Origin of the sequence: Euzebya tangerina (assembly GCF_003074135.1) — a bacterium.
Taxonomy (GTDB): domain Bacteria; phylum Actinomycetota; class Nitriliruptoria; order Euzebyales; family Euzebyaceae; genus Euzebya; species Euzebya tangerina.
Window position 1 is genome coordinate 1,932,783 of the sequence record NZ_PPDK01000001.1, and the last position, 21,095, is coordinate 1,953,877.

A 21,095-nucleotide genomic window follows, 5' to 3' on the forward strand; every position below is an offset into this window, starting at 1 on the left:
ACGAACCGGCCCCGATGCGGGATCAGCTCGACCTGTGGACAACCTCGCCGAGGATGTCCTCGGCGGCGTCGCGGCAGTCGTCAGACGCCAACACCACCCGGTCACGACCGTCTTGCTTGGCCGTGTACAGCGCGGCATCGGCCCGGGCGATCCACTGCTCGACCAATTCGCCCGGAACGCCTTGGGCCGCACCGATCGACGCCGTGACGTCCGTCCTGCTGATCGCGGCCCGAATGCGCTCGGCGGTGTGACGTGCCGCGTCGAGGTCGGCGCGACCGAGCAGGACCAGGAACTCCTCACCACCCCACCGGCACACGGCATCTCCGGGGCGGATGGCGTGGGCCAGGATCTCTGCGATCTCCACCAGGGTCGCATCGCCGGCCGCGTGGCCCCGGGTGTCGTTGAGCGCCTTGAAGTGGTCCAGGTCGATCATGAGCACGGTCGCGCCAGGTCCGGTGTCATCGATCGCTGCGGTCACGGTCGTCAGGCGCCGCACCATCGGTCGCCGGTTCTCCAGGCCGGTCAGCGGGTCCAGGTCGGCCAGCTGTCCTGCCTCCTCGGCGCGGTCCGTGTGAGCGTCCAGCGTCAGCAGCGCGGCTGCGTGCGTGGCGATGATCGCGAAGGACTGCATCAGGGTGATGGGGGCGTCGGGCAGCAAGCGGAAGGACCCCGTGCCGAGCATCAGCGCGGCGACGGCCACCGACCAGCGGCGACGTGTTGTCCGTGGTGCGACCAGCATGGTGAGCAGCGGCATGATCGTGCCGTACCCGACCGTCTCGACGCCCGCCCGACCCGGATCGACCGTGGAGCCGATGGACCAGCCGAGACAGGTGATCACCCCGAGCGCCAGAAAGGCCCGGCCTGCTCGAATCGGTGTGATCCGATCGGTCAGCAGACCGGCCAGCAGGGCCGCCAGGAAGACCAGGCGCGGCAGCAGCGTCAGCTTGAAGGGGCCCACCCCGTCGGAGAGGAACTCCGACGGGGAGACCGCCATGACCGCCACGATCAGCCATGCCATCGACCGCTTGGTGAGGCGGCCAGACAGCAGGGCGGAGGAGTCAGGCATGAGCGCCTGATCGACCGACCGTGCCCCGGACTTGAGTCGTTCTCAGCCCGTGTCACGCAGCGTGACGGCCACTGCGGACGACTAGCGCTCGGCGTTGGCCACGATGGCGTCCCGGTACCACTCGGCCAGGCCGGGCTCGTGCTGGTCGTAGTACTCCGTGAAGCGGGGGTCGGCGACGTACATCTCACCGAGGTTGACGTGCATCTCCTTGGAGCAGTCGTACATCTCCCGGTTGATGCCGAGTCGCGCCTCCTCCGCCAGGTCCATCGCCTCGGCCGAGCCGGGATCGACGCCACGCCGCTTGGCTTGGGCCATCCGCTTGGCATGGTCGATGCCCTGCTGGATGATCCGTCGCTTGTCCTCCTCGGTCCACGAGGCCTGCCGGGCCTTGGACTGGGCGTAGGCGTCGGTGTCGCCCCAGCGCTCCCTCACTTCCTCTTCGTACTGGGCGTTGTCGAACGCCTCGAACATGGCCTCGTCGGTCACGGCGGGGCCTCCTCTCTCTTCGGTCAACGCATCGTCGACGGCCTTGAGCATCAGACCCAGGTCGTCCAGACGAGCGCTCAGTGCCGCCCGCTGGTCCTCCAGCGCGGCGACGCGGTTGTACTCGGGGTCATCCAGCAGGCTCGCGATCTCCTCGAGGGAGAAGCCGAGCGCCCGCCAGAACAAGATCTGCTGCAGGCGCTGCAGGTCCTCGCGGTCGTACAGCCGGTAGCCGGCCTCGGATCGCGCAGACGGGCGCAGCAAGCCGATCTCGTCGTAGTGGTGCAATGTCCGCACGGTCACACCCGCCAGACGAGCCAGGTCGGAGACCGTTCTCAGGCGGGGGGAACCGTGGGTGATGCCGTTCATGTCCCACACTCTGGGGCCTCACGTCGCGTGAGAGTCAACCGCCGCTCGAAAAAAGATTCAGTGGGGTGTCGTGGACAGCGCGCTGAAGGCCGGCCGGTCGGGTGAGAGCGGCAGGGCCGGAACCAGCGCGAACAGCAGGTCCCGCAGCGTGGAGATGTTGGCGGCGAAGACCTCCAGCACCTCGGAGTGGGTCACCGCGGCGATGTCGGGGTCATCGGCCAGGCCCACGTCGTAGTCGGTGATCAGCGAGATGTTCAGCGCGGCCATCTCGAGTTCCCGGCAGAGGATGACCTCCGGGTACTGGGTCATCCCGATGACCTGCCAGCCCTGGGCTGCGTACCAGCGCGACTCGGCGCGGGTCGAGAAGCGCGGCCCGTTCACCACCACCATGGTCCCGCCGTCGTGGACGGTGATCCCCCGCTCGCGGGCCACCGTCAGTGCGGTCGCGCGCAGCTCCTCGTCATAGGGGTCGGCGAAGGACACGTGGACCGTCTCAGGGCCGTCGTAGAACGTGTCCGGCCGATTCTTCGTGCGGTCCACCACCTGGTCGCACAGCACGAACGAGCCGGGTGCGACCTGCCGGTCAAGACTGCCCGCCGCACACGGCAGGATCATGTCCGTGGCGCCCAGGTGCTTCATCGCCCACACGTTGGCGCGGTAGTTGATCCGGTGTGGCGGTAGGTGATGGTCTGGACCATGACGGGGCATGAACCCCACCGTGCGATCCTCGATCCGACCGACGGTCACCGGTGCCGATGGCTGGCCGAACGGGGTGTCGATCAGGATCTCCTGGGCGTCGTCCAGGAGGGAGTAGAACCCGGACCCGCCGAAGATGCCGACCTCGATCCGCACATCGGCGTGGGCAGGGACGAGCGCCGCGAGATCGACCATCGAGCTCAGTCAGACGACGAGCTGGAGGAGGAGTTGCTGCCGGACTTGCTGGACGAGGAGCCGGACGACGAGGCCGCAGTGCTGCTGGTGGCCTTGTTGCCCGACGAGCTGCCCGACGAGCTGTCCGACGAACGCGTCGAGTCGGACCCTGAACTCCCGGACGTCGAGCCGTCAGAGCCTGACGAGCTGTCGCCGCCCTCCTTGCTGCCGTTGGACCCCCCAGGCGAGGATCGGGTGTCGGTCACGTAGTACCCCGACCCCTTGAAGACGATCCCGGCGGCGCTGAAGACCTTGCGGACGGGCTCACCGCACTCGATGCACTCGGTCAGCTTGTCGTCGCTGAAGGACTGCTTGACCTCGAAGCGATGGCCGTTCTCGCGGCACTCGTACTCATACGTTGGCATGGCGTGAGCAACGGTACACGTCGGCCTCGGTGATGACGGCACCAACGAGTTGGTCGTGGTCATCGCGCGGAACCTGCTGGACCACCAGGACGTCCGGGCAGACGCCGAGGGTCTGGGCCTCGGGGTGCGCCGCGAGGTACCCGTCGTAGTAGCCACCGCCGTAGCCCAGCCGGCCACCACCACGATCGAAGGCCAGGCCAGGCATCACGATGACGTCGGGAACCACCGGGGCCGCGTGCGCCCGGGGTTCCCGGATCGCCGGCAGCCTGGGGGTGGTCTGGCGTGGCTCCAGATCGCCGAGCGCGTCGACGAGGCGAAACGTCATCTGCCTGCCAGCCCCCACCCGGGGGAAGGCCACGCGGTGCCCGGTGTGCAGGAGACGGTTGGCCAGCTCATCCAGGGCGACCTCCCGTGCCAGGGCCGCGTACACCCCGATCGTCAGGGGCGCCGCAGACGTTCCTGCGATCAGATCGACCAGTCGGTCCCGGATGCCAGCGCTGATCCGCCGGAGCTCCTCCTCGGCCAGTCCGCGTCGCACCCCGTGAGCCCACGTGCGGAGCGCTGCCTTCTGCTCCCTGACCGGTCGATCGTCAGATGGCGGGCCGGCGGGTAGGTGTGCCATGGATGTCCTAGGATGCCTGCCATCCACCGCTGCCAACAGGAGTTGATGTGCGAGCACGAAAGGCGGTCATACCCGCTGCCGGTCTGGGGACGCGGTTCCTGCCCGCGACGAAGGCGCAGCCGAAGGAGATGCTGCCGCTCGTCGACAAGCCTGCGATCCAGTACGTGGTCGAGGAGGCGGTCAGAGCCGGGCTCGACGACATCCTCATGGTCACCGGCCGCGGCAAGCGGGCGCTGGAGGACCACTTCGACCACGCCATCGAATTGGAACGCCAGCTCGCGGCAACCGGCAAGGAGAGCCTGCTGGCCGCTGTCCAGGCCGTGACCAACCTCGCCCTCATGCACTACGTCCGGCAGGGGAAGCCGCTCGGTCTGGGCCACGCCATCGGGTGCGCCCGGCATCACGTCGGCGACGAGCCGTTCGCGGTCCTGCTCGGTGACGACCTGCTGGGTGAGGACGAGAAGCTGCTGTCCCAGATGGTCGACGTGTGCGAGGAGTCGGAGCGGACGGTCATCGCGGTCATGGAGTTCGGGGACGACGCCCTCTCCAAGTACGGCGTGGTTGCGGCCGAGCCAGACCCCGACATGGAGGGCGTCTACCAGGTGACCGACCTGGTTGAGAAGCCCGGCAAGGCCAACGCGCCCTCGAACCTCTGCATCATCGGCCGGTACGTCCTCACGCCGGACATCTTCGATCACATCGCGAGCACCAAGCCTGGACGAGGCGGCGAGATCCAGCTGACCGATGCCATGCGTGCGCAGGCGAGGGAGAAGCCCATCCGGGCCATCAAGTTCGACGGGACGCGCTACGACGTCGGGCTGAAGAGCGACTACCTGCGGGCCACGGTCCAACTGGCGGTGCAGCGCGATGACCTCGGGCCTGGCTTCGTGGCCTTCCTGCGGGAGTTCATGGCGGGCATCGACGACGAGCTGGCGGGCTGATGGGCGACCGTCACCACGTCGACCCCGGCGAGCTGACGGCGGTCGGTGCGCATCGGCACACCATCCTGTCGGGGATCAGCCCGGGCGAGCCCACCTCCTCCTCGCTGCTGGAGGCACGCGGTCTGGTCCTGGCCGAGGACGTCACGGCCCCGGGCGACATCCCGCCGTTCGCGAACTCGGCAATGGATGGCTTCGCGGTCGTGGCGGACGCCGTGGGCGAGGGCTCGCGCCTGCGCGTGGCCGGGGAGATCGCCGCGGGAGCGGCTGACCTGCCCTCCCCACGTGGTGATGAGGCCATCCGGATCATGACCGGGGCGCCCATCCCGGCCGGGGCGACAGCGGTGGTGCCGGTGGAACTCGTCCGCGAGCAGGGTGGCGAGATCGTCCTGGACATCGACCCGGCAGAGGGGGAGAACCTGCGGGAGGCCGGCGAGAGCGTCCGGGCGGGGGAGGCCATCCTCGCCTCGGGCACCCTGCTCGGCCCCAGCGAGATCGGCCTGTTGGCCGCCATGGGGATCCCGCGCGTCCACGTCCACCCCAAGGTCCGCGTGGCGACACTCGCTACGGGTGACGAGCTGGTCGAGCCCGGCAAGCCGCTGGCGCCCGGTCAGATCCACGAGTCCAACTCCTACGGACTGGCCGCGCAGGTGGCCGAGGCCGGTGCCGTCGCGTATCGACAACCCACCGCACCCGACGACCGACAGGCCCTGCGCCGGGCCTTCTCCAGCGCGCTGTCGACCGCGGACATCCTGGTGACCAGCGGCGGGGTCAGTGCCGGCACCTACGACCTCTCCAAGCAGGTCATGGCCGAGATGGGCAATGTGGTCTTCAGCAAGGTCGCGATGCAGCCGGGGATGCCGCAGGCCTTCGGGACGATCGACGGTGTCGTGGTCTTCGGGCTTCCGGGGAACCCGGTGTCGGCCGCCGTGAGCTTCGAGATCTTCGTCCGGCCCGCCATCCGGCGGATGCAGGGACGGGCCGACCTCAACCGGCCACGGCTGCGCGCCACGCTGGGGGCGGACATCCGCAGCCCGGAGCACAAGGTGTCCTTCCTGCGGGTGACACTCGCCCGTGAGGACGACGGGTGGGTCGCACGGACCACAGGCGCGCAGGGGTCGGGGATCCTGAAGTCCATGGTGCTCGCCGACGGGCTCGCCGAGGTCCCGGTCGAGCGCACCAGCATGTCGGCCGGGGAGCAGGTCACCGTGCACCTGCTGTCCGACCCGACATGAGCACATCCGGACAGCGGTCCTCCGATGCGGGAGGGCTGACCCACGTCGACGAGTCCGGTCACGCACGGATGGTCGATGTCAGCGGCAAGCCGGTGACCAGCCGCACGGCCACGGCCTCGGCGCTCGTGCGGATGGCGCCGGCTACGGCAGAGTTGCTGGTCGCGGGTGGACTTCCCAAGGGCGATGCGCTTCCGGTCGCGCGGCTGGCCGGGGTGACCGCCGCCAAGCGCACACCGGACCTGATTCCCCTGTGCCACGTGATCGCACTGGCCGGCGTCGAGGTCGAGGTCGACGTGGATGCCGAGGCGGGAACCGCTCGGGTCGTGGCGACCGCCAGGGCGGCCGACCGGACCGGTGTCGAGATGGAGGCCATGGTTGCGGCCTCCACGGCCGCGCTGACGCTGTACGACATGACCAAGGCCGTGGACAAGGGCATCCTGATCGAGCAGGTCCGCCTCGAGGCCAAGACCGGTGGCAAGAGCGGCGATTGGCATCGGGACCGTGACGCGTCGGGTGGCGGGCAGGAGTAGGCATGGACAACGCCGAAGTGACCGTGCAGGTCATCACCATCTCCACGAGGGCGAGCGCCGGCGTCTACCAGGACACGGCCGGCCCGGCCGTCGTCGAGGTGCTCGAGGCCGAGGGGTTCCACTGCCTCGACATCGTGGTCGTTCCCGACGGGCGTGAGGGCGTGTCGGCCGCCATCGTCGAGGCCTGCGAGTCCGCCGACGTGGTTCTCACATCGGGTGGGACGGGCATGCACCCGAAGGACACCACACCCGAGGCGACGAGGGATGTGCTGGACCGAGAGGTTCCAGGCATCGCGCAGGCCATCCGTGCTGCGTCGCTGGCGATCACCCCGATGGCGATGTTGTCGCGGGCCATCTCGGGCATTCGCGGGGATACGTTGATCATCAACGTGCCGGGTTCTCCGAAGGGAGCGCGTGAGTCCGTGGAGGTCGTGACCGGCATCCTGGCCCACGCCGTCGACCAGCTGGCGGCCGGTGACCACGAGCGGTAGCGCCTCCCACGCTGAGGGTGATGGGTGTCCTATCGTCGGTGGCGGAGTTCGCCGTCGTGGGTAAGGATGGTGCCGTTCAGCCATGAGTCTCTTGCAGCAGCGTCGCCCCGGCCGTCAGTTGATGGTGCTCGACGACGCAGAAACCATCGCCCGTCAGGCCCGGCGGCGGGCGGCCGCGCGTCGGCGCCGTCGTGAGGCGCTCAAGGGTCTGGGCGTGATCACCGGCCTGCTGGCGGTTGTTGCGATCCTGCTGGGTGCGGCCATCCCGACCGTGCTGGTGTCGTGGGCTGCCGTGATGGGCGTGCTGCTGTTGGCGTTCGCACAGCTTCGCGAGCGTCGGCAGATGGACCGACAGCGGAAGCGTCGAGCCAACCCGGGCCAGGGCATCGGGACCCCCCGGCCGAAGGGTGCCTTCTCGACGACGCGGCACCGCTCCGGCGCGCCGGTCTGGGTCAGCGACCAGGCGGCCTGACCGCTACCATCCGGGGCACCCTGGGGCTGTAGCTCAATTGGTAGAGTGCCTCGGTCGCCACTGTGGGGGCTCAGGGGTTGAGAACTGAATAAGGGGCTGTAGCTCAATTGGTAGAGTGCCTCGGTCGCATCGAGGAGGTCAGGGGTTCGATTCCCCTCAGCTCCACGCCGGACGACTCGCTTCGCTCGCGTTTGACGTCCTCGGCACTCCGTGCCGACTCCATCTCCGGCGTGGAGCGAGTCCACGCTTCTCCCGCTCCGCTCTCGGGCGTTCAAGGCCACGCAGGCCGAGCTGATCCTGTTCCTTGTCGAGTCTGTGCGTGGGGCCGGTTCGTCCGCAGGGTGGGGAAACTAACTTCGTCGTGGTTGACCCTCGTGTCGTCGTGGGAGAGTCGACGCGCCGCCTACCCTGTTCGCCATGCCCACGGTCATCGCCTCCGACATCGACGGGACCCTCCTCAGGTCCGACCGGACGGTCAGCGATCGGACCCGTGCGGCCGTGACCGCCGTTGAGGACGCCGGCATGACCTTCGTGCTCGTGACCGGGCGGCCTCCCCGGTGGTTGGCGCCGGTCCGAGACCAGATGGCCCACCGCGGCCTCGCGATCTGCGCCAACGGCGCCCTGGTCATGGACCTCGAGACGGAGGAGGTCGTGACCGTCAACGCCTTCGACCCCGAGGACGGTCTGGAGGTCATCGACGCCATCCGCTCGCTGTCCGACGGGTTCGGGTTCGGCGTGGAGTGGCCTACAGGGTTCGCCCACGAGTCCAGCTACCCGCGTGGCGTCCGACAGTCCGAGATGGTTCCCAACACCAAGAGCGACGTGACCGACGACCGGGAGTTCTTCGAGCACCCCGTCATCAAGATCCTCGTCCGGGCCGAGGGGCATCACATGGAGCACCTGGCGGCGCAGGCCGTCGAGCTCACGCGCGGCAAGGCGACGGTGACCTACTCCGATCTCGAGCTGCTGGAGATCTCGGCGGCTGGTGTCTCCAAGGCCTCCGCTCTGGAAGCGTTCGTCGCCCAGCGGGACGGCGCCCCCGAGCACGTCGTGGCCTTCGGGGACATGCCGAACGACCTCCCGATGCTCCGGTGGGCGGGGTCCTCCGTCGCCGTCGCCAACGCCCACCCACTCGTCCTCGATGCGGCGGACCGAACCACGGCCAGCAACGACGAGGACGGGGTGGCCTTGGTCCTCGAAGAGCTGGCTGGCGCCTGAGCGCAGGGAGCCGGCCGTCTCGTCCAGACGGCGCTCGTCAGAGGGGCAGCCCTGACTCGATCGCGCCCCAGGCGACCACGATCAGCAGGAGCACGGCGATCACCTTGGCTGCGGTGCCGATGCCGAGGTCGATCATCCGACCGTCGTTTGGCCCCGGGCGGGACCAGTCCTCGTCAGCCTCCGGGATGATCGTGTCCACCGGGTGCTCCACTCCGAGCAGGCCCCGCGCCTCGTCCACCCGATCGGCTGCTGTCTGGACCTCGGCGCCGCTGAAGCTCAGCGGGAAGCCCATCCCGTCCGCGTCGTCAGCCCGGACACGGTAGGCGATGCCGGCGCTGGCCAGGGCTGAACCCGCAACCTCTGCCAGGCCCCGATTGGGGAAGCTCTCGACGGTGACCCACTCCTGCGACCCGGCCATCACACCCTCCCTCAATCGACGCTCACGAGCACGACCGTACCTGCGTCAGACCCAGCTCGACCACAGGATCATCGCGTCCCACAGGCGGCGGGGGACCTCGAGGCCCAGGAACACCGGCGACCAGAAGACGAACGCTGCGGTCGCCAGGAACGCCACCGTTGCCGGCACCCACTTCATCGTGAAGGAGTCCATGGCCTTGTCGACCAGGAAGGCCAGCGACAACACGATGAAGGGCACCGCAGGGGTCACGTAGAAGAGGAAGACAGGTCGCGGGCTGATCGCGTACGGCACCGTCTGCCCGAAGAGGAACAGGGCGATCGTCAACGCCGGCCACGACCGTCGGGCGATCGCGAAGAAGAACAGGAACGGATACCCGAGCAGCGCCATCCACCAGATCGCCGGGTTGCCCAGACCCAGCACCTCGCTGACCGTCCCGGGGGCCACCACGCACTCCTCCCCATCAGCCGGCCCGCCCTCGGGACACGACTCGTAGTAGTACGCCACCGGCCGGGTCATCAACGGCCAGGTGTAGGCCGGAGCACGGTAGGGATGCTCGGCCTCCAGGTCGCGGTGGAAGCGGAAGATCTCCCCCTGCTCCTCCCACCATCCGCCCAGGATCTGGCTGACGGCAGCCACGCCCTCGCAGCGGCCGTCGGACTGGACCGGCCCGGTCGTGTCCAGTTGGATGACCTCGGTCTGGCAGCGGTCGGCCTTCCGGGTGTCCTCGAAGTTGGCGAACCAGCCTGAGTAGCTGACCAGGTAGACCACGACGGGGACCACGACGAGGGCCAGCACCCCTCGACCGATCGCGCCGCCGAGCCCGACGGTCCACGAGCCGGTCAGGCGCCGCCGCCACCACAACTCGCTGGCCAACAGCCAGGCCCAGGCCAGGCCGATCGGGGCCAGCGCCGACCACTTCGTCGCGACGGCAAGCCCGAAGAACAACCCGGCGGCCCACAGCCACCCCCGATTTGGGGTGGGAAGGTCCGGAGGTGGCGCGTCCAACTCGGCGTCGCCGTCACCCGTGGCAGGCAGATCGTCGGGAACTGCTGCCCACATCCGCTCCCGGTCGACCAGGAGCGCCAGCACCCCGAGCACGACGAAGAACTGGAGGAAGATGTCCAGCATCGCGATCCGCGACATGGTGACCGCCAGCCCGTCGACGGCGAGCAGTGCACCTGCCAACAGGGCGGCGGACTGCCGACGGAACATGCGCAGCCCGATGAAGTAGGTCACCAGGACCGCACCAGATCCGAAGAAGGCCGAGGCGGCCCGTCGGGCGAAGGCATCAGCGGCCTCGCGGGCCCGCACCTCCGGGTTCGGTCCCTCACCCTCATCCACCAGGCAGTTGTCGTCCTGGACCACGATGGCCTGCTCTTCGGGGGAGTTCTCGTCGGTCCCGAAGGCCGAGAGGCTGATCGCGATCAGCCACTTCCCGACCGGAGGGTGGACGGCGAAGGAGTCCTCCGTGCCCTGCTGCAGGTAGTCCCGCGCGTCGTAGTAGTAGTACGTCTCGTCGAAGTAGCAGCGCTCCGGATTGCCCAGTTGGTAGAAGCGCACGGTCCCGGCGACCAGCACGATGATGAGGGGTAGCACGACACTCCAGACCAGCCAGTTGCGATCACGCAGTGGCGTGGGGGCCGCGTCGGCCCCGTCCTGGTCACCGGAGGGCGGTGGCAGGTCGGCTGGTTCGGAGGTGACGGTGTCGCTCATCGTGTGGGGCCCGCGGCGGCGCGCTGAGATAGCGGCGACGATAGAACCTTGTGAGCCCGGCAGCAGAAACCGACCACGGCCAACTGGTCGTCGTCGCCACCCCGATCGGCAACCTGGACGACCTGTCGCCCCGGGCGGCCGCGATGCTGGCGTCGGCCGATCTGATCGGCTGTGAGGACACCCGCCGAACCGGGCAACTGCTCGCCCACCTCGGGGTGCGCACTCCCATGCGGGCGGTGCACGACCACAACGAGTCCGCCGTGGCCGGCGAGCTGTGCGATCTCGTTGCAGCCGGTCAGACCATCGCCCTCGTGAGCGACGCGGGGACGCCCGGGATCTCCGATCCGGGGCACGACGTGGTGCGCGAGGCCGCTCGCCGTGGGTTGACGGTGACGGCGATCCCGGGTCCTGCCGCCGTCATCCACGCCCTCACGATCAGCGGCCTGCCGACGGACCGATTCGCCTTCGAGGGGTTCCTGCCACGCAAGCAGGGGGCACGGCTGTCGCGACTTCAAGCTGTGGCTCGCGATGACCGGACGTTGGTCTTCTACGTCTCCCCGCACCGTGCCGCAGACGACCTGGCCGCCATGGTCGAGGCGTTCGGCCCCGAGCGACCCGCCGCCCTGACCCGCGAGCTGACCAAGCTGTACGAAGAGGTCACGCGCGGGACCCTGGCCCGGTTGGCGGAGGAGGCGGTGACCAACCCTCCCCGGGGTGAGGTGACGCTGGTGGTCGGCCCGGCACCCCCGACGGACCCATCAGAGGAGATGACCGATCAGGAGGTCCGTGACCGCGTGCAGGCACTCGTCGAGCGAGGCGCGAGTCGCCGCGATGCGGTGCGGCAGGTTGCCGACGAGACCGGTCGCCGCAAGCGCGAGGTCTACGATCTCGCGACCTGAACCCCGCGGCCAGGACCGGCCAGGACCGGCCAGGAGAGGTCGTCAGGTCTTGGAGGGAGGGGAAGGAGGCTTGGACGTGGGCTCCCCGCCCGGCTCGGTCGCAGCTGACGGCGCGGGTTGGTCGGGTTCGCTCGTTGCGGGCTCGGCGGCTGACGGCAGAGCAGATTCGTGGCGCCCGGTGCGTCGCTGCTCCACGGTGCTGGCACCGTCCTGACCGGAATCATCCCGCAGGGTCGGCACTGCAGACAGCGGGATCTGAACGGTTTGGGACGACAGTGGCCGGGCGGCCGCGTCGGGCTGAGCTGGCTGTTGGAGGTGGTCCGGCAGCGCCGGTCCGCCCTGCTGCTCGAACACCGGTGCTGACTGGACGGGCGGTGGGGCGACCGGAGAATGACCGCCCGGTGGTGGCGAGGGTGGCGGCCCGGCGCTCGCGACTGGGTAGGGCGTGGCCGCGTAGGCACCGGGAACTGCCGCTGGATGCTGCGGGAGTGCGACAGGCGGGCCCGGAGCAGGCACTGACCGAGCAGTAGCCGCCCCACGTCCGAGCGCCCCGCTTGCAGTCAACACCAGGCCGAGTGGGACGAGCATCACGACCTGCAACGAGGCCGAGCCCCCGAGCCCGGGAAGGTCGAAGACGAATCGTGGTGCGACCACCGCCAGGACCCCGGCGACCGTCAGCAGCACACCGGCCACAACCCGTGCGGTCCCGCGCACCACCGGCAGGCACACCGTGGCGAGGAGCAGACCGCCCACGATCAGCAATGCCAGGCCGAGGTAGCGGGAGCCCGTGTCGAGGAAGGTGAGGCCTCGGATCACCCGGTCCATGCCGATCAGGATGAGGGGTAGGGCCAGCAGCCCGACGACCAGCCCGATGAGTCCCGCTACTGCACGTGGCATGACTGCTCCTTACCAGCTTGCTGGAGCGCCGCTTCGCAGGCGGGCCGGCTGGTCGCCGCCCTCGTTCGGACAGCGGAACGTGCCGTCCCACAGGGTCGTGAACCGGGCTCGGAATCCCCAGGCGATCAACATGGGCCGCAGGCTAGGGACGGCACCACCCGACCACCAGGCCTGTTCGGGACCCGTAAGACCTGTCGCTGAGCCGGAGAGGGCGCTTACCCGCCCGAGCCGCCGAACCTCGCGGTCCAGGCTTCGATCTCATCGTCCTCGATCCGGCGGAACAGCAGCGGGGGCACCTCGAAGGGGTGCCCCTCCGGCAGGGCGGTGAGGTCGACGGTCGGCCACCCGCTCGGCTGTTGTCCCACAGCGGCCAGGGCGGTCGCCGCGGCCGTCGGGATGACGGGCGCCGCCACCTCGGCCATGACGGGGATCAGGTTGATGGCCGTCCGCAGGACCATGGCTGCGGCGTCCCGACCTGACTGGGTGCCGCCCGGCTCGGTGTCGGCCTTGACCAGTCGCCAGGGCTCCCGCGCCTCGAGGTAGGCATCACCGAGCGACCAGAGCTCGCGGATGGCTCGCGTGGCCTTGCGGAACTCGGTCCGCTCGAAGTGCGCGGCGATCTCCTCCGCCTTGGCGGTGACGCCTGCGGCCAGCTCCGCCTCCATCGCACCCGGTGTGCCACCCGTCGGGACCTGCTCGCCGAACTGCTTGCGCGTGAGCGAGAGGGTGCGGTTCACGAAGTTGCCCAGCTTGCCGACCAGGTCGCCGTTGATGGCCTGCTGGAACAGCGGCCAGGTGAAGGCCGTGTCGTCGGACTCGGGCGCGTTGGCGATGAGATACCAGCGCCAGTAGTCGGCGGGGAGCAGTTCGAGCGCGTCGTCCATGAAGACGCCCAGGCCCTGGGAGGTCGAGAACTTGCCGCCGTAGTAGGTCAGCCAGTTGAAGGCCTTGAGCAGGTCGACCTTGTGCCACGGCTCGCGCGAGCCGATCTGGGTGATCGGGAAGGACACCGCGTGGAAGGCGACGTTGTCCTTGCCCATGAACTCGGTGTAGGTGACGTCCGGTGAGTCGTACCACCAGCTTCGCCAGTCCCGCTCGGTCTCGCCGTCCGCCCACTCCTCCTTCGGCACATCGGCCCACTCACGGGTCGCGCCGATGTAGCCGATGGGGGCGTCGAACCAGACGTACCAGACCTTGTTCTCGAGGCCGGGGCGGTTGACCGGGATGCCCCAGGAGAGGTTGCGGGTGATGTCGCGGTCGTGGAGCCCCTCGTCAAGCCACTTGAGGGCGATCGAGCGAGGCAGTGTTGGCCAGTGGTCGTTGGCCTCGATCCATGCGCGGACCTCATCCGCCAGCGCGGACTGCAGCAGGAAGACCGAGGTCGACTGGCGGACCTCGAGGTCGGTGGCACCGGTGACGGTGGAGCGGGGGTTGATGAGCTGCGTCGGCTCGAGCAGTCGACCGCAGTTCTCGCACTGGTCGCCCCGGGCCCGATCGTAGTCGCAGTGCGGGCAGGTCCCCGTGACGTACCGGTCCGGCAGGAACCGTTCCTCGGAGGGGGAGTAGATCTGCTCGATCGTCCGCTCCTCGAGGTAGCCGTTCTCCGCCAGCTTGTCGGCGAAGTGGTTGGTCATGTCGTGGTTCTGCTGACGGCTGGTGCGGCCGAAGTGGTCCCACGAGAGGCCGAAGCGCTCACCCAGGTCCTTCTGGATCAGGTGCTGCTCGTCGCAGTACTCGCGGACGGACTGGCCTGCCTCCATGGCTGCGAGCTCCGCCGGCGTGCCGTGCTCGTCGGTGGCACAGATGGCCAGCACCTCGTGCCCGCGGGCCCGCATGAAGCGCGCGTACACATCGGCGGGGAGCATGGACCCGACCAGGTTGCCGAGGTGCTTCACCCCGTTGATGTAGGGCAGGGCGCTGGTGATGAGGTGGCGTGCCATAGGTGGAGGCAAGGCTAGCGTCGGCCTGGCCTCGCACGGGAGCGGCGAGTAGCTGGGTGGTGGTCGCCCCCGACGAACACGTCGGCTTGGTCTTCCCTTTACGCATCGGCCGCTGAAGGCCGGGATATCCTGGCCACATGCGCACATCCAACCCTGCACTGTCCGAGTCTGCGTTCAACCGCCTTGGCACCAACCAGGGTCAAGCCGGCTACACCCAGCACGGTGACTTCGGCCAGAGCCCCTTCGGCCAAGGCACCTTCGGCTCCGGCCCGGGCACCCAGGCCCGGCCGGTCACCGAGCGCTTCACCGTCGAGGGAGCCATCTACAAGACCGGGATCCTGCTTGCGATCCTCATCGTCTCGGGGCTCGCCACGGCGCTGCTGCTCCCACCCGCGCTGTACTACCCCGCGATCATCGGCGGGGTCATCCTCGGCTTGGTCGCGCTGTTCACGATCATGTTCCGGCCACACCTCGCCAAGATCATGGCCCCGGGATATGCGGTCGTCGAGGGCGTGGTCCTCGGCGCCATCACCGTGACCATCGAGAGCCAACCCGGCCTCGACGGCATCGCCGGTCAGGCAGCACTGGGGACCGTCGGCGTCCTCGGCGTCATGCTCTTCCTCTACCGAACCGGCGTGATTCAGGTCACCCAGCGCTTCCGGATGGTCGTACTCGCCGCCACCGGAGCCATCTTCCTCACCTACCTGGCGTCGTTCATCCTGGGCTTCTTCGGGATCGAGTTCGGGTTCCTCCACGGCAACTCGATGCTCTCCATCGGGATCTCGCTGGTCGTGATCGGCGTGGCAGCGCTCAACCTGGCCCTCGACTTCGACTTCATCGAGCGGGCTGCCGCGGCCCAACTCGAGCAGCAGATGGAGTGGTACGCGGCCTTCGGGCTCCTGGTCACACTGGTGTGGCTGTACCTCGAGATCCTCCGCCTGCTGGCGAAGCTGCAGTCCAGGGACTGACGCGGCCCCGACGGGAGGCCTTGCCAGACCTCACTCCTTCTGTTAGACCCTGAACTATGTCCGTTGCGCTGTGGGTTCTGCAAGGTCTTCTCGCGGCGGCGTTCCTCGCCGCAGGCGCCATGAAGGCGTTCACGCCCGAGGAGAAGCTGCTGGCCAACGACAACATGGCCTGGATCGAGACCGAGGGCATGCAGCGCGCCCGCACGGCTGGCTACGCCGAGATCGCCGGGGCACTCGGGTTGATCCTCCCCGGGGTCACGGGCATCGCGACCTTCCTGACACCCCTGGCGGCGCTCGGACTGGCCATCACCATGGTGCTGGCCATGCAGGTGCATCAGAAGCGGAACGAGCCGATCGTCCCACCGGCCGTCCTCGGCGTGCTCTGCCTGATCGTCCTCATCGGACGGGTCATCGAGCCGCTCTGACTGGTCTCACTTCGCCAGTCCGGTGCGACCGATGCGCTTCGTCGGGCGGAGCCTGACCACGTCCTCGCCGGGATACCGGGATCCGGCAGGATGGCCCCGTGACGATCGACGTGGTCATCGACCTGCTCCGCTGCCCGGTCTGCCACGGTCGGCTGCGCGCCGAGCCGACGGTTGTGGTCTGTCACGACGGCCACCGCTTCGACCGTGCCCGGCAGGGCTTCGTCACGCTCAGCCGGACCGGCATCCGCCATCCGGGTGACACCGCTGCCATGGTCATGGCCCGCGAACGGGTGCAGCGGGCTGGTCTGCTCGACACCGTCCGCGATGCGATTCGCTGCGCGATGCCGACCGCTGCACGGACGCTCGTTGACCTGGGCGCAGGAACCGGCTTCTACGCCGCTGCGGTCGTCGGGGATGGCAGCGACCGTGTCGGAGTGGCGCTGGACTCGTCCAAGCCCGCCCTCAGACGAGCGGCCAGGGCGCACGATCGCATCGGAGCCGTCGGAGCGGATCTCACCGCTGCGCTGCCGCTGCACGACGCCTCAATCGATGCCTGCCTGGTCGCCTTCTCCCCGCGCAACCTGGCGGAGATCCGCAGGGTTGTGGCCCCCGGCGGTGTGATCGTGGTGGTGACGCCGACCTCCGATCACCTCGCTGAGTTGGTCGGTCCTCTGGCCATGCTGACGGTGCCTGCTGGAAAGCGGGATCAGATCATCGCGCGCTTCGGCGACGCCGAGGTGGTCACCAGCCAGCAGGTGCGGACAACGGTCGAGGTGACTCCGGCCCAGGCGGCCGATCTCGCCGCGATGGGCCCGACGGGCTTCCACCACGACACCGAGACCTTGGCTGCGCGTGCCGCGACGCACCTGGCCGGGCAGCACCCGGTAACGGTCTCCGTCGACGTGACCACCCTGCGCCTGCCCAGCGCCGCGCAACCCCTCGACCGACCACCCTCCATCGATGGACCACCCGAGGCCTGACCGGGGCCGGTTCGCAGCCACCCACCCCGAGCAGGCGGTGGGCGCCATGGATCAGGGATCGAGCGCCGCTCAGCCGAGGAGGTCGCGCATTGCTGCGAGCACCAGGCGGACGTTCCGCTCACTGGCCGAGTGACCCATCAGCCCGATCCGCCACGCCTTGCCAGCGAACTGGCCGAGGCCACCGCCGACCTCGATGCCGTACTCATCGAGCATCCGGCGTCGTGTGGGAGCCTCGTCGATGCCATCCGGCAGCCCGACGGTCGTCAACTGTGGCAGCCGATGCCCCTCCTGCGCGAGCAGCGGCAGTCCCATCTCGCTCAGACCGTCCTGCAGCATCGAACCGAGACGAGCATGGCGGTCCCACCGGGCCCGCAGTCCCTCCGCCAGGACGTGGTCGAGCCCGGCCTGCAGGCCGTAGAGCATCGAGATCGGTGCGGTGTGGTGGTAGGTCCGTCCGCCTTCACCGTCGACGTAGGCCAGGATCAATGACAGATCGAGGTACCACGACTGCACCGGCGTCGACCGCGACTTCAAGGCCTCGACGGCCTTGGGGCTGAACGTGACCGGTGACAGACCAGGCGGCACCGACAGGCACTTCTGGGTCCCGGAGTAGGCAGCGTCCACGCCCCAGCCATCGATGTCCACGTCCACACCAGCCAGCGACGTGACGGTATCCAGCACCAGCAGGGTGTTCGTCTCCGCGAGCGCCGCGCCGATCTCCGCCACCGGTTGGTGGGCACCGGTGGAGGTCTCGGCATGGACGATCGCCGCCACCTTGGCCCCTCGGGCCGCCTCGATGAACGCCTCGGGTTCGATGATCCGGCCCCACTCACGCTCGACGGTGCTCACCGTCGCGCCCGCCCGCCGTGCCACTTCCGCCAGGCGGCCCCCGAACACGCCGTTGACCCCGACGACGACGTCGTCGCCCGGCTCGATCAGATTGACCATGCAGGCCTCCAGGCCCGCGCTGCCCGTTCCGCTGATGGGTAGGGTGGCGCTGTTGGAGGTCCGGAAGACCGTCCTCAGCTGATCACAGATGCCGTCGAGGACGGGGAGGAAAGCAGGGTCGAGGTGGCCGAGGAGTGGACGACCCAACGCCTCCAGCACACTCGGGTGGACGTCGGAGGGACCGGGGCCCAGCAGGATCCGGTCAGGTGGGAACGTGTTCGTCATGATGGGCCGTACCGTAGGCCATTCAGGCCAGCGGAGCGTCGACGACCGTGCAGTTCCGCCCCTCGGCCTTGGCGTTGTACAGCGCCTTGTCAGCCAGATCCATCATGACCTTGAGCGCTCTGCGGTCCCCGTCGTTCGGATCCTCGCAGACGAAGCCGCCCACGCTGACGGTGATGTCCAGATCGCCCACCTCCGTGGCGATCGGCCTGGCCGCAATGGCGGCCCTGAGCCGTTCGGCAACGGTCATCGACATGATGAGGTCGCTGCCGGCGAGCAGGACGACGAACTCCTCACCTCCCACCCTGGCGACCAGATCGTCGGGGCGGACCACCTGTCTCAGCCGGTCGGCGACCGCAACCAGGACCTCGTCCCCGACCGCGTGGCCGTGGCTGTCGTTGACCTGCTTGAAGTGGTCCACGTCGATCATGAGCAGTGAGAGTGGCTGCTCCTGCACGAGGGAACTGGCGATGATCGGCTTGCTGGCTTCTTCCAGATGACGGCGGTTCGGCAGGCCGGTCAGCGTGTCGTGACTGGCCAGCCGCTGCATCTCGCCGTACATGCGGGCGTTGGCTATGGCGACGGCGGCCTGGGCGGCAAAGGCCTCGGCCGTTCGCGCGTGCGCGTCGTTGTAGAAGTCCGCCTCCTGCGAGTCGATGGTCAGCATGCCGAGCAGTTCACCCTTGAACGTGAGTGGCACCCCCATCCAGCCGCGGATCGCGGCCGGCCGGTGGGGTCCGGCATTGAAGTGGGGGTACACGGTGGCGGCATCCTTGAGGATGTGGGTGGCCCGGCTGCTGATGACGTCCTTGTTGGGGTTGTGACCGTCGAGGGAGAAACTGAGCGTCAGGATCTCGTCGCTGTTGTCGAAGCCCTGGACCCCGATGATCCGCAGGTTGGTGTCGTCCTCGAGCAGCTGGACCGAGGCGGAGTCGAAGGGCACCACCTTCTTCAGTTGACCGAGGATCTTCTCCAGTACCTGGGTGACGTCCATCGTCTGGCCGAGGACCTGGCTCGCGTGCGACAGCGTCCGCGTGTGACGTTCGGCCTCCAGTGCGCGGGCCCTGGCCTCGAGGAGGTCAAGACGCAGCGCGAGGAGCACGACGACGTCCTCGACCACGGTGTCGGCGAGCACGGTGTCGGCCAGGTCGGCGACCATGGTGAAGGTGGCGGCCGCTTCGGTGGGGATGGCGAGTTGCAGGAGTCCGTCGTCCGAGAGGTCGGCGCCTCGGGCGAGGGTCCCGACGGCTGCCAGCACGCGCCCGTCGTCGGTGTCGACGAACGAGACGCCGTCGGCGATCCCAGCCGTGACGATCTCGGCGGCGAGATGGCGGAGGGACCCCGAGCTGGTCGTCGCCATCGTCCGGATGGTCTGTCGCACGGCCCGCATCCCCTCGACCGACAACGGGGCTGGCATCTCGGTTCCTCCTCGTCGGGGATCCCGAGTCTAGACCAGCCTCGAGCGACCGAGTTGGGGAAGAAATACCCAACGACAGCGGCAGTGGCGTTGCGTACGGTCCCTTCACGCCTGTACGCAGTCGGTGCCGACCGCTCTGGCCAACCGTGCGACGGTCGGCCGGAGTGAGGGCGAGACACCTGCCGCTCGCAGATCCATGAGGGGTAGGGCGGGACCGTGGTCCCGCCCTCACTCATGGCGCCCGCGCGCCGCTCAGACGTCGCCGATGACGCGGAAGGTCTCGATGGCACGGCCCAGTGCCTCCAGGTCACGCTCGGCGGTGACCTGGACCTCGACGCGGATGACGAACGCGCGGGTGTTGGGGACGGCGCCGATCACGACGTAGCCGGTCTCCGTTCCTCCGCAGAGGTCGTAGATGTCGGCCTGCCCGGTGTACAGCCCGTCGTCGTAGGGCTCACGGCCGAGATAGGTGCACTGCGCCGAGAGCGGCTCGACCAGCTCATCGAGCAGCGTGATCTCGTTGGCCGATTGCGCCACGTCGCTCGAGGCCGTGATGATGATCCCGGGGATCTCCCACGTGGTCAGGAACCCCTCGAGATCAGGAGCCGTCCGTACGTCGAAGAGTTGGCGGCCAGCGTCGTCGGTGAAGGGACGGCCGTCCACCTCGTCCCACTCGGTCGGCACCTCGACCTCGATGGTTCCCGCGTCGTCGGTGATGACGGTGTAGCTGTCGTAGCTGGTCTCGCCACCGACGTCCATCGCCTCGGCGACATCTTCCTCCGGCTTGGGATCATCGGCGGGGGCGGCCTCGGTCGGCACCTCCTCGATCGGCTCGGCGGTCGGGGCGGGGGGCTCCGTCGTCTCCTCGGGCTTCGGGGTCGGGGTCGGGGTGGGGGTCGGCGTCCCCGCCTCCTCCGCGGGGGTTGCCTCGGCCGCCGTCTCCGCGGCGGGGGCGTCCTCGGTGGCTGCCGGCTCCTCGGTCGCGGCCGCTCCCTCGGTGGACTCTGCCGCCTCGGTGGCCTCGCCCTCGTCCCCGCCTCCACAGGCGGCAGCCACCAGGGCCAGGATGAGCAGCAGCCCGAGCAGGCGCAGTGGAACGGACGTGGTCTTCACGAGATGTCTCCCTCAGTCAGCGACGATGCAGGACTCATTATCCCGCTCGGATCATCCACTGCCAGCGGCGAAGGTGGCGAGCAGCGCCGCCACCATGCCGAAGACGATGACGAGGACCATGATCTGGACCCATCGCTTGTTCTTGTTCATCGACCTTCTCTTCCTCGGGCTCGGACGGCGGCCACGCAGGACCAGCACACCGGGCGGTTCAGAACCTCGCTGAGGTCATCGGGGCTGTCGCAGAACGTGCAGGTCGTTCGCGGCTTCGCGAGCGAAACCGTGTCACCGGCCAGCCGGACCTCCAACTCGTCGCCCTCGATGATGCCGAGGACACGGCGCATGGAGGCCGGGATGACGATCCGACCCAGGTCATCGACCTTCCGCCGGACGCCGCGCCCTGACCCTGACCCTGCCGTCATGGGCCCACGCTACAGTC

General features: G+C 68.9%; 23 protein-coding genes and 1 tRNA gene. 11 read left to right on the forward strand and 13 right to left on the reverse strand.

Annotated elements, in window-relative coordinates; translation table 11 throughout:
• Positions 1 to 22: 22 nt before the first annotated feature.
• The 5 genes from C1746_RS08965 to C1746_RS08985 all read right to left on the reverse strand — a co-directional run bounded on the left by C1746_RS08965 (position 23) and on the right by C1746_RS08985 (position 3,835).
• Positions 23 to 1,066 (reverse strand): GGDEF domain-containing protein, encoded by a 1,044-nt coding sequence (locus C1746_RS08965; RefSeq protein ID WP_116714274.1) that lies wholly within the window; start codon positions 1,064 to 1,066, stop codon positions 23 to 25.
• An 81-nt stretch (positions 1,067 to 1,147) separates the two neighbouring features.
• Positions 1,148 to 1,918, reverse strand: a complete 771-nt coding sequence (locus C1746_RS08970; protein WP_116714275.1) for a MerR family transcriptional regulator — start codon at positions 1,916 to 1,918, stop codon at positions 1,148 to 1,150.
• 57 nt (positions 1,919 to 1,975) lie between these two features.
• A complete protein-coding gene (locus tag C1746_RS08975) occupies positions 1,976 to 2,809 on the reverse strand; it encodes an S-methyl-5'-thioadenosine phosphorylase (RefSeq protein WP_116714276.1) in 834 nt (277 codons plus the stop codon).
• Positions 2,810 to 2,814: 5 nt separating this feature from the next.
• Positions 2,815 to 3,213, reverse strand: coding sequence for an FmdB family zinc ribbon protein (locus tag C1746_RS08980; protein WP_116714277.1), 399 nt, complete (start codon positions 3,211 to 3,213; stop codon positions 2,815 to 2,817).
• A complete protein-coding gene (locus C1746_RS08985; RefSeq protein WP_116714278.1) occupies positions 3,200 to 3,835 on the reverse strand; it encodes a 5-formyltetrahydrofolate cyclo-ligase in 636 nt (211 codons plus the stop codon). Before C1746_RS08985 ends, C1746_RS08980 begins: the two co-directional genes overlap by 14 nt.
• A gap of 47 nt (positions 3,836 to 3,882) precedes the next feature.
• On the opposite strand from C1746_RS08985, the gene galU reads away from it, so the two are divergent.
• The 7 genes from galU (at position 3,883) to C1746_RS09020 (ending at position 8,719) form a co-directional block, all read left to right on the forward strand.
• On the forward strand, positions 3,883 to 4,776 hold the full coding sequence (gene galU / locus C1746_RS08990; protein WP_205711783.1) for a UTP--glucose-1-phosphate uridylyltransferase GalU: 894 nt from the start codon (positions 3,883 to 3,885) through the stop codon (positions 4,774 to 4,776).
• A complete protein-coding gene (locus tag C1746_RS08995; protein WP_116714280.1) occupies positions 4,776 to 6,008 on the forward strand; it encodes a molybdopterin molybdotransferase MoeA in 1,233 nt (410 codons plus the stop codon). The genes galU and C1746_RS08995 overlap by 1 nt, the downstream gene beginning before the upstream one ends.
• The gene (moaC, locus tag C1746_RS09000; RefSeq protein ID WP_116714281.1) at positions 6,005 to 6,538 is read left to right on the forward strand and encodes a cyclic pyranopterin monophosphate synthase MoaC; all 534 of its coding nucleotides are present in this window, start codon (positions 6,005 to 6,007) and stop codon (positions 6,536 to 6,538) included. Before C1746_RS08995 ends, moaC begins: the two co-directional genes overlap by 4 nt.
• Positions 6,539 to 6,540: 2 nt before the next feature.
• Complete coding sequence (locus tag C1746_RS09005) at positions 6,541 to 7,029, forward strand: MogA/MoaB family molybdenum cofactor biosynthesis protein (protein ID WP_116714282.1); 489 nt, start codon at positions 6,541 to 6,543, stop codon at positions 7,027 to 7,029.
• Positions 7,030 to 7,111: 82 nt separating this feature from the next.
• Positions 7,112 to 7,501, forward strand: a complete 390-nt coding sequence (locus tag C1746_RS09010; RefSeq protein WP_116714283.1) for a hypothetical protein — start codon at positions 7,112 to 7,114, stop codon at positions 7,499 to 7,501.
• A gap of 92 nt (positions 7,502 to 7,593) precedes the next feature.
• A tRNA-Ala gene (locus C1746_RS09015) sits at positions 7,594 to 7,666 on the forward strand.
• Positions 7,667 to 7,918: 252 nt separating this feature from the next.
• Positions 7,919 to 8,719 carry a Cof-type HAD-IIB family hydrolase gene (locus C1746_RS09020; RefSeq protein ID WP_116714284.1) on the forward strand — a complete coding sequence of 267 codons (801 nt, stop codon included), beginning with the start codon at positions 7,919 to 7,921 and terminating at the stop codon, positions 8,717 to 8,719.
• Positions 8,720 to 8,756: 37 nt separating this feature from the next.
• Here C1746_RS09020 and C1746_RS09025 read toward each other — a convergent pair whose 3' ends face one another.
• Complete coding sequence (locus C1746_RS09025; RefSeq protein ID WP_116714285.1) at positions 8,757 to 9,137, reverse strand: hypothetical protein; 381 nt, start codon at positions 9,135 to 9,137, stop codon at positions 8,757 to 8,759.
• A gap of 45 nt (positions 9,138 to 9,182) precedes the next feature.
• A complete protein-coding gene (locus C1746_RS09030) occupies positions 9,183 to 10,850 on the reverse strand; it encodes a phospholipid carrier-dependent glycosyltransferase (RefSeq protein WP_116714286.1) in 1,668 nt (555 codons plus the stop codon).
• 50 nt (positions 10,851 to 10,900) lie between these two features.
• Here C1746_RS09030 and rsmI point away from each other — a divergent pair, with 50 nt between their 5' ends.
• Positions 10,901 to 11,749 carry a 16S rRNA (cytidine(1402)-2'-O)-methyltransferase gene (rsmI, locus tag C1746_RS09035; protein WP_116714287.1) on the forward strand — a complete coding sequence of 283 codons (849 nt, stop codon included), beginning with the start codon at positions 10,901 to 10,903 and terminating at the stop codon, positions 11,747 to 11,749.
• 42 nt (positions 11,750 to 11,791) lie between these two features.
• Here rsmI and C1746_RS09040 read toward each other — a convergent pair whose 3' ends face one another.
• Together C1746_RS09040 and metG are read right to left on the reverse strand one after the other, a co-directional pair.
• Positions 11,792 to 12,646 carry a hypothetical protein gene (locus C1746_RS09040; protein WP_116714288.1) on the reverse strand — a complete coding sequence of 285 codons (855 nt, stop codon included), beginning with the start codon at positions 12,644 to 12,646 and terminating at the stop codon, positions 11,792 to 11,794.
• A 215-nt stretch (positions 12,647 to 12,861) separates the two neighbouring features.
• Complete coding sequence (metG, locus tag C1746_RS09045) at positions 12,862 to 14,586, reverse strand: methionine--tRNA ligase (protein ID WP_116714289.1); 1,725 nt, start codon at positions 14,584 to 14,586, stop codon at positions 12,862 to 12,864.
• Between the two features lie 137 nt (positions 14,587 to 14,723).
• Between metG and C1746_RS09050 the strand changes: the two genes are divergently transcribed.
• The 3 genes from C1746_RS09050 to C1746_RS09060 all read left to right on the forward strand — a co-directional run bounded on the left by C1746_RS09050 (position 14,724) and on the right by C1746_RS09060 (position 16,959).
• Positions 14,724 to 15,554, forward strand: coding sequence for a Bax inhibitor-1/YccA family protein (locus C1746_RS09050; RefSeq protein WP_116714290.1), 831 nt, complete (start codon positions 14,724 to 14,726; stop codon positions 15,552 to 15,554).
• A 56-nt stretch (positions 15,555 to 15,610) separates the two neighbouring features.
• Entirely contained in the window at positions 15,611 to 15,979 is a 369-nt protein-coding gene (locus C1746_RS09055; protein WP_116714291.1) for a DoxX family protein, read from the forward strand.
• A 98-nt stretch (positions 15,980 to 16,077) separates the two neighbouring features.
• Entirely contained in the window at positions 16,078 to 16,959 is an 882-nt protein-coding gene (locus tag C1746_RS09060; protein WP_116714292.1) for a putative RNA methyltransferase, read from the forward strand.
• A 69-nt stretch (positions 16,960 to 17,028) separates the two neighbouring features.
• Here the strand turns inward: C1746_RS09060 and C1746_RS09065 are convergent, their stop codons facing one another.
• The 4 genes from C1746_RS09065 to C1746_RS22945 form a co-directional block, all read right to left on the reverse strand.
• A complete protein-coding gene (locus C1746_RS09065) occupies positions 17,029 to 18,132 on the reverse strand; it encodes a pyridoxal-phosphate-dependent aminotransferase family protein (protein ID WP_116714293.1) in 1,104 nt (367 codons plus the stop codon).
• 22 nt (positions 18,133 to 18,154) lie between these two features.
• The gene (locus C1746_RS09070) at positions 18,155 to 19,546 is read right to left on the reverse strand and encodes a GGDEF domain-containing protein (RefSeq protein ID WP_116714294.1); all 1,392 of its coding nucleotides are present in this window, start codon (positions 19,544 to 19,546) and stop codon (positions 18,155 to 18,157) included.
• A 252-nt stretch (positions 19,547 to 19,798) separates the two neighbouring features.
• On the reverse strand, positions 19,799 to 20,659 hold the full coding sequence (locus C1746_RS09075; protein ID WP_116714295.1) for a hypothetical protein: 861 nt from the start codon (positions 20,657 to 20,659) through the stop codon (positions 19,799 to 19,801).
• 146 nt (positions 20,660 to 20,805) lie between these two features.
• The gene (locus C1746_RS22945) at positions 20,806 to 21,078 is read right to left on the reverse strand and encodes an AbrB/MazE/SpoVT family DNA-binding domain-containing protein (RefSeq protein ID WP_116714296.1); all 273 of its coding nucleotides are present in this window, start codon (positions 21,076 to 21,078) and stop codon (positions 20,806 to 20,808) included.
• Positions 21,079 to 21,095: the final 17 nt, after the last annotated feature.